8 protein-coding genes and 1 rRNA gene are annotated in these 7,065 nt (G+C 71.2%); all 9 read left to right on the top strand.

Features of this window, described 5'->3' with window-relative positions:
* A 5S ribosomal RNA gene (gene rrf / locus ACPXCS_RS27370) occupies positions 1-67 on the top strand; the annotation flags it as partial.
* 61 nt (positions 68-128) lie between these two features.
* Positions 129-773: an HAD family hydrolase gene (locus tag ACPXCS_RS27365; protein WP_425950195.1), complete on the top strand. Its 645-nt coding sequence runs from the start codon at positions 129-131 to the stop codon at positions 771-773.
* A 75-nt stretch (positions 774-848) separates the two neighbouring features.
* Positions 849-2,066, top strand: a complete 1,218-nt coding sequence (locus tag ACPXCS_RS27360) for an MFS transporter (RefSeq protein ID WP_425950193.1) — start codon at positions 849-851, stop codon at positions 2,064-2,066.
* The gene (locus ACPXCS_RS27355) at positions 2,017-3,189 is read left to right on the top strand and encodes an acetoin utilization protein AcuC (protein WP_425950192.1); all 1,173 of its coding nucleotides are present in this window, start codon (positions 2,017-2,019) and stop codon (positions 3,187-3,189) included. Before ACPXCS_RS27360 ends, ACPXCS_RS27355 begins: the two co-directional genes overlap by 50 nt.
* A gap of 108 nt (positions 3,190-3,297) precedes the next feature.
* Positions 3,298-4,113, top strand: a complete 816-nt coding sequence (locus tag ACPXCS_RS27350) for a phosphatase (RefSeq protein ID WP_425950191.1) — start codon at positions 3,298-3,300, stop codon at positions 4,111-4,113.
* Between the two features lie 129 nt (positions 4,114-4,242).
* Positions 4,243-4,455, top strand: coding sequence for a helix-turn-helix domain-containing protein (locus ACPXCS_RS27345; RefSeq protein ID WP_004984898.1), 213 nt, complete (start codon positions 4,243-4,245; stop codon positions 4,453-4,455).
* 156 nt (positions 4,456-4,611) lie between these two features.
* Positions 4,612-4,710 carry a 30S ribosomal protein bS22 gene (locus ACPXCS_RS27340; RefSeq protein WP_003948845.1) on the top strand — a complete coding sequence of 33 codons (99 nt, stop codon included), beginning with the start codon at positions 4,612-4,614 and terminating at the stop codon, positions 4,708-4,710.
* Positions 4,711-4,910: 200 nt separating this feature from the next.
* A complete protein-coding gene (locus tag ACPXCS_RS27335) occupies positions 4,911-5,972 on the top strand; it encodes an NAD-dependent epimerase/dehydratase family protein (protein WP_425950189.1) in 1,062 nt (353 codons plus the stop codon).
* Between the two features lie 14 nt (positions 5,973-5,986).
* Positions 5,987-7,042, top strand: a complete 1,056-nt coding sequence (locus tag ACPXCS_RS27330) for a lysophospholipid acyltransferase family protein (RefSeq protein WP_425950188.1) — start codon at positions 5,987-5,989, stop codon at positions 7,040-7,042.
* Positions 7,043-7,065 lie beyond the last annotated feature (23 nt).

Genomic DNA, 7,065 nt, shown 5'->3' with positions numbered 1-7,065 from the left:
AGCTAAGCCTTACAGCGCCGATGGTACTGCAGGGGGGACCCTGTGGGAGAGTAGGACGCCGCCGAACAATCATTGGGGAAACCCCCGCATCTGACGATGCGGGGGTTTTCTGCGTTTAGGCTCGGTTTATGCGCTATGACCTCGTGATCTTCGACAACGACGGTGTCCTCGTTGACAGTGAGCCCATCTCCAACCGGCTCCTGGCCGCCTATCTGACCGAGCTCGGGCACCCGACGTCCTACGAGGACTCCCTGCGCGACTACATGGGCTCCGCCATGCACCGCATTCACGACCTGGTCGGCGAACGGACCGGGCAGCGGCTGCCGGCCGACTTCGACGACGTCTTCCACGCCAGGGTCTTCGCGGCGTTCGAGCAGGACCTGAAGCCGGTGGCCGGTGTCGAGGAGGTCCTGCAGAAGCTGGCCGCCGACTCCGTGCCGTACTGCGTGGCGTCGTCCGGGAGTCACGAGCGGATCCGGGTGGGGCATCGGACGACCGGGCTCGACCGGTGGTTCGACGACGGGCTGATCTTCAGCTCCGAGGACGTGGGCCGGGGGAAGCCGGCGCCCGACCTGTTCCTGTACGCGGCCGAGCGGATGGGGGTCGCGCCGGAGCGGTGCGTCGTCGTCGAGGACAGTCCGCTGGGGGTGCGGGCGGGAGTGGCGGCCGGGATGGACGTCTACGGGTTCACCGCCATGACGCCGGCGGATCGGCTGGCCGGGGCCGGGCGGCTCTTCTCCGACATGCGCGAGCTGCCCGGTCTGCTGACCTGAGGCCGTAGAAGCTGAATCGGATTCATCTTTGACCGGATCTACCCACCGGTAGACCAGGGCCCTACGCTCGCCGCCATGACTGATGTGCTGCGGCGCGGCAGGGCTTCGCTGGCGTTCGGCTTCCTCGTGCAGGGGGTCGCCTTCGCTCTGCTCGTGACGCGGATTCCGGCCATCCAGGACCGCTACGGGGTCTCCGACGCGCTGCTGCCGGCGTTCCTGGCGGCCGTGCCGATCCTCGCCGGGGTCGGGAGCGTGGCCACCGAGCGGCTGGTGAAGCGGGTGCCGCCGAGCCGGCTGCTGCGGTGGTCGCAGCCCGTGGTGCTGCTGGCGCTGCTCGGGGTCGGGGCCGGGGGGCGGATGGCCGAGCTGGGCGTCGCGCTCGCCGCGTTCGGGCTCGCCGTCGGGATGCTCGACGCGTCGATGAACATGCTCGGCGTGAGCCTGCAGCGGTCGTACGGGCGCAGCATCATGCTCGGGTTCCACGCGGCCTACAGCCTCGGCGGGATCGTCGGGGCGTCGCTGGCGTGGGCAGGGGCGCACTGGGATCTGGCGCTGTGGGTGTCGTACCTGCCGGTCGTGGCGGTGCTGTTGCCGGCGGTGCTGGTGGGGAGCCGGTGGTACGTGGACGACCGGGGGGCGGCGGCCGCCGTGGCGGGAAAGGCGGCGGAGGGGCAGGTCGTCGTCTTCCGGTGGCTGCTGCCGCTGTGTCTGGTGATGACGGTCGCCTACATCGGGGACTCCACCGTTTCCAACTGGAGCGCCAAGTACCTCCAGGACGTGCTGGGGAGTTCGGAGCAGCTGGCGACGGTGCCGTACAACGTGTACATGGTCACCACGCTGCTGGGGCGGGCGATCGGGGACTTCGGGGTGCGGCGGTTCGGGGCCGCTGCGGTCGTGCGGGGCGGGGCGCTGCTGGCGGCCGGGGGGTTCGCCGTGGTGGCCGGGGCGCCGGGGGCGTGGGTGGGGATGCTGGGGTTCACGCTGGTGGGGCTGGGGTTGTGTGTGCTGGTGCCGCAGACGTTCGCGGCGGCCGGGCGGCTCTTCCCGGGGGCTTCGGATGCGGCCGTGGCGCGCTTGAACGTCTTCAACTATGTGGGCTTTCTGATCGGTTCGCCGTTGGTGGGTGCGCTCGGCGACGCGTGGAGTTACCGCGGGGCCATGCTCGTGCCGATGGTGTTGGTGCTGGTGACGCTGGTGTACGCCCGGTCGTTCGGGCCTCAACCGGACCGATACGGTGGCGGGCATGAGCGGCCGCGCACAGCTGATGTGGGACGAGGCAGTAACGGGCTATGACTTCGGCTCCGGGCATCCGATGGACCCGGTCCGGCTCGCCCTGACCCGGAGACTGGTCGACGCCTTCGGGCTGGACCGTGAGGTGGAGGTCGTCGCCGCCAAGGCGGCCGGGGAGTCGACGCTTCGGCTCGTCCACCGGGAGGACTACATCGCCGCGGTGAGGGCCGCCTCGGCGGACCCGGGGGCGGCGGACCAGTCGTACGGGCTGGGGACGGTGGACGATCCGGCGTTCGCGGGGATGCACGAGGTGTCGTCGCTGATCGCGGGGCAGTCGGTGGGGGCGGCGGAGGCCGTCTGGCGGGGTGAGGCGCTGCACGCGGTGAACTTCGCCGGTGGGCTGCACCACGCGATGCCGGGCGGCGCGTCCGGGTTCTGCATCTACAACGACGCCTCGCTGGCCATCGCCCGGCTGCTGGAGCTGGGGGCGGAGCGGGTCGCGTACGTCGACGTCGACGTGCATCACGGGGACGGGGTGCAGGCGGCGTTCTGGGAGGACCCGCGGGTGCTGACGATCTCGCTGCACGAGCATCCCAGGACGCTGTTCCCGCAGACCGGGTGGCCGGAGGAGACCGGGGCGCCGGCGGCGGAGGGCTCCGCGGTGAACGTGGCGCTGCCGGCCGGGACCGGGGACGCCGGGTGGCTGCGGGCGTTCCACGCGGTGGTGCCCGAGCTGATCGCCGACTTCCGGCCGCAGGTGCTGGTGACGCAGCACGGGGCCGACACGCACTTCGAGGACCCGCTGGCCCACCTGGCGGTGTCGCTGGACGCGCAGCGGGCGGTGCAGGTGGCCTGTCACGACCTGGCCCACGAGCACGCCGACGGGCGGTGGGTGGCGCTCGGCGGGGGCGGTTACGCCGTGGTGGACGTGGTGCCGAGGTCGTGGACGCACCTGGTCGCGATCGCGGCGGGGAAGGCGGTGGCGCCCGAGACGGTGGTCCCGGAGTCGTGGCGGCAGGAAGTGTTCGCCAGGACACGGCAGTTGGCGCCCGGGCGGATGACGGACGGGCGCTGGCCCGTGGCGTGGGCCGGCTGGGAGGAGGGCTACGACCCGGCCGACCGGCTGGACCAGGCGGTGCTGGCGACGCGGCGGGCGGTGTTCCCGCTGCGGGGGATGCTGGCCTGAGCGGCGGCCCGGTGCTGCGGGACGGGCCGGCGGGCGGGGCGTAGGCCGACCGTGCGGTGTTCGCCGGTTCCCGGGACACGTGAGGGTCCGGTCGCGCACGATCGCCGTGTGCTGACTCGCGAAGCCCTTCGTGCGCATCTGGTCGGCGCGCGGCTCGCCGGCGTCGTGGCGACCTCGCGGGAGGAGAGCCTGCGCCGCTACCGGCTCTTCGCGGCGCGGGATCCCCGTGTGCTCCTCGGCATCGATCCCGAAGGCGCCTGGGAGCAGCGGGATCTGGTCGAGTTGATGGCCGACCGGTGCGGGGTGCCGGCCGATCACCGCCGGACCTCCGGTCAGGACGTGATCGACCCGGGCCGGACGGTGGCCGCGCTGGACGCCTTCGCCGACCGGCTCGCCGAGGTCGCCCGCAGGGGTGCGCCCGTGCTGCTCGGGACCGGTCATCCGCACCGGCTGCTGGGTTTCTACGCCGCTCTGGCAGACGCGCTGTCGGCGGCGGGGTGTGCCGTCCTCACCCCCGCGCAGGGTCGCTGTGTCGACATAACGACCCGGTTCGGTCTACGTACGTACATCCTCGGCTACGTACGAGGAGTCGCGCTGGTGCGGGCGCCCGGGGTGGAACGCCCCGGTTGTGAGCCCGGCGCACATACGCACTCACCCCTCCCGGTTCGTACCGTCCTGGCCGCCGCCGCGGAGGCCGGCGGGCCCCTTCCCGAGCTGGTCATCGGGGACCACGGCTGGGTCTGCGGGGCAGGTCAGCTGGGGTTCGAGGCCATCGGGCCGGCCGATACGGACGACCCGGCGCTGTTCGTGGGGGAGGCCGAGGGGTCCGTGTCCGTCGCCGTTCCACTTGATGACGGCGTGCGGTCCGATTACTACCTGCCGCTTACCCGCTACGTACTCAATCGGGCGTGTCTGTCACAGTAGGCCGCCGATGGGTGCACCTCTTCCCCACTCGCATCACCCGCCCCTACATTGGGGAGTGAGCACGCAGCGACGAAGAGTCACCGGAAGGGGAAGCCGGTGGCCGTCGAGTGCGGAAGGTTCAGGTGTGTCATGGCTGCAGCTGGCGAGAGGCCTCTGAACGAGGTTCAGTTCCTTACCGTGGCGGAAGTCGCCTCGGTGATGCGAGTGTCGAAGATGACCGTGTACCGGTTGGTGCACAGCGGTCATCTGCCCGCGATCCGGGTGGGGCGGTCCTTCCGCGTCCCGGAGCAAGCGGTTCACGAGTACCTCCGCGAGAGTTACGTGGGGGTGGAAACCGCCTGACGGCTGGGGCGGGGTGGTCCCTCACAGGGCACTCGGGATCACCCCGGCCCCCTCGATTACGACCTCAGCGCTCGGGCGGGTAGGCTAGCCCCTCGTAGGTCGTGTGGGCCCATGGCGCCCAAACAACCGAGTGATGAGAAGTGAGCGAGGGTAGTCGTGGGCTCTGTTATCAAGAAGCGGCGCAAGCGGATGGCGAAGAAGAAGCACCGCAAGCTGCTCAAGCGCACGCGCGTTCAGCGTCGCAACAAGAAGTAAGTTCGCGAAGCGGACGCCGCGAGAGCGTTGCTGTGGCCCTCCACCCTCGGGTGGGGGGCCACACGCATGTCCGCTCCGGCATCCGGCTGCTTCCGTCACTTCGCGCATCGGGCGGTCATCACAGCGCAACGCCGACCCGCTAAGTTGGCTGCACGGGGGAACGCGGCGGGACAGAAGGTTTCTGAAGGAAGGCGCTGATCTTGGGCAAGGTCGTGCTCGTCACCGGAGTGGCCCGCCAGCTGGGGGGCCGGTTCGTCCGGCGGATCCAGCGTGACCCCGACGTGGACCGGGTCGTCGCCGTGGACGCGGTGCCGCCCGAGCACCATCTGGGCGGTGCGGACTTCGTCCAGGCCGACATCCGGCAGCCCGGCATCGCGCGGGTGCTCGCCGAGACGGGCGCCGACACGATCGTCCACCTGGACGTGACGGGCACGCCGCTGGGCAGCGGCAGCCGGACCTCCCTGAAGGAGACCAACGTCATCGGCACCATGCAGCTGCTCGGTGCCTGCCAGAAGTCCCCGTCCGTGCAGCGGCTGGTCGTGAAGTCCAGTACGAACGTCTACGGTTCGGCGCCGCGCGATCCGGCCGTCTTCACCGAGACGACCCCGCCCAAGTCCCTGCCCAGCGGCGGCTTCGCCAAGGACACCGTCGAGGTCGAGGGCTACGTCCGGGGCTTCGCGCGGCGCCGGCCCGATGTGGCGGTCTGTGTGCTGCGGTTCGCCAACATCCTCGGTCCGGCCGCGGACACCCCGCTCGCCTCGTACTTCGCGCTGCCGGTGCTGCCGACGGTGTTCGGCTACGACCCGCGGCTGCAGTTCGTGCACGAGGACGACGTGATCGAGGTGCTGCGGATCGCCTCCCACGAGCCGAGGCGGGGCACGCTCAACAGCGGCACCTTCAACATCGCCGGCGACGGCGTGCTGCTGCTGTCCCAGTGCTCCCGGCGGCTCGGGCGCCCCACGGTGCCCCTGCTGCTCCCGGCGGTCACCTGGGCGGGCTCGCTGGTGCGTACGCTGGGGATGTCGGACTTCTCGCCCGAGCAGATCCGGCTGCTGACCCACGGCAGGGTCGTGTCCACGGGCCAGATGCGCGAGACGCTGGGTTTCCAGCCCAAGTACACGACCGCGGAGACGTTCGCGGACTTCGTCCGCAGCCAGGGCCCCGGGCTGCTGCCGCCGGAGGCCGTGGCGGCGGCGGTCGACCGGATCGCCGCGCTGCCCCTCGCGGGCGGCGGACAGCCCCCGACGCCGAGCGCCAACTGAGGAGCGCACCAACGATGGCGGATGCCAAGGTCATTCCGTTCGACGACGACCGGTCCCGGGGGAGCGCCGCGCCGCGTCCCCAGCGGCGCCGGAGCGGGGGGAACCGCCGCCCGGGCTCGGAGTCCGCGCCGGTCCGCGAGGTGCAGCCGCTGCCCGCCAGGGCCGCCGAGCAGGATGATGTCCCCGTGACAGCGCGGGAACAGCGGCCGGAGCGGCCCGGGGAGGGCGAGGGCGGCCTGGAACGGCGGATCGCGGGCGGCCTGAACTTCCTGCGCCGCCGCCTCACCGGTGACTACGAGGTCGACGACTTCGGCTACGACGAGGAGCTCACCGACCAGGTCCTGATGTCCCTGCTGCGCCCGCTGTACGAGAAGTACTTCCGGGTCGAGGTGAAGGGCGTGGAGAACATCCCGTCCGAGGGTGGCGCGCTGATCGTCGCCAACCACTCCGGGACGCTGCCGATGGACGGCCTGATGATGCAGGTCGCCGTGCACGACAACCACCCGGCGGGGCGGCACCTGCGGCTGCTCGCCGCGGACCTGGTGTTCATGCTGCCGGTGGTCAACGAACTGGCGCGCAAGCTCGGCCACACCCTGGCCTGCGCGGAGGACGCGGCGCGGCTGCTGGAGCAGGGCGAGCTGGTCGGGGTGATGCCGGAGGGCTTCAAGGGCCTCGGCAAGCCCTTCTCGGACCGCTACAAGCTCCAGCGCTTCGGCCGCGGCGGTTTCGTCTCCACGGCGCTGCGCGCGGGAACGCCGATCATTCCCTGCTCGATCGTCGGGGCCGAGGAGATCTACCCGATGATCGGCAACGCCAAGACGGTCGCCCGGCTGCTGGGCTTCCCGTATTTCCCGCTCACGCCGACCTTCCCGTGGCTGGGCCCGCTCGGGGCGATCCCGCTGCCGACCAAGTGGACCATCCAGTTCGGCGAGCCGATCCCCACGGACGGCTATCCGCCGGAGGCGGCCGAGGACCCGATGCTGATGTTCAACCTGACCGACCAGGTCAGGGAGCAGATCCAGCACACGCTGTACAAGCTGCTGGTGCAGCGCCGTTCGGTGTTCTTCTGAGGTACGACGATGGGGCGCCCCTC

The sequence above is a fragment of the Streptomyces sp. DT190 genome, assembly GCF_049846985.1.
GTDB lineage: Bacteria > Actinomycetota > Actinomycetes > Streptomycetales > Streptomycetaceae > Streptomyces.
This window is presented reverse-complemented; position numbering and strand designations above follow the sequence as displayed.

Coding starts and splice junctions, on each gene's coding strand:
- ACPXCS_RS27365 (WP_425950195.1), top strand. CDS start 129: ATGCGCTATGACCTCGTGATCTTCGACAACGACGGTGTCCTCGTTGAC.
- ACPXCS_RS27330 (WP_425950188.1), top strand. CDS start 5,987: ATGGCGGATGCCAAGGTCATTCCGTTCGACGACGACCGGTCCCGGGGG.
- ACPXCS_RS27355 (WP_425950192.1), top strand. CDS start 2,017: ATGAGCGGCCGCGCACAGCTGATGTGGGACGAGGCAGTAACGGGCTAT.
- ACPXCS_RS27345 (WP_004984898.1), top strand. CDS start 4,243: ATGGCTGCAGCTGGCGAGAGGCCTCTGAACGAGGTTCAGTTCCTTACC.
- ACPXCS_RS27360 (WP_425950193.1), top strand. CDS start 849: ATGACTGATGTGCTGCGGCGCGGCAGGGCTTCGCTGGCGTTCGGCTTC.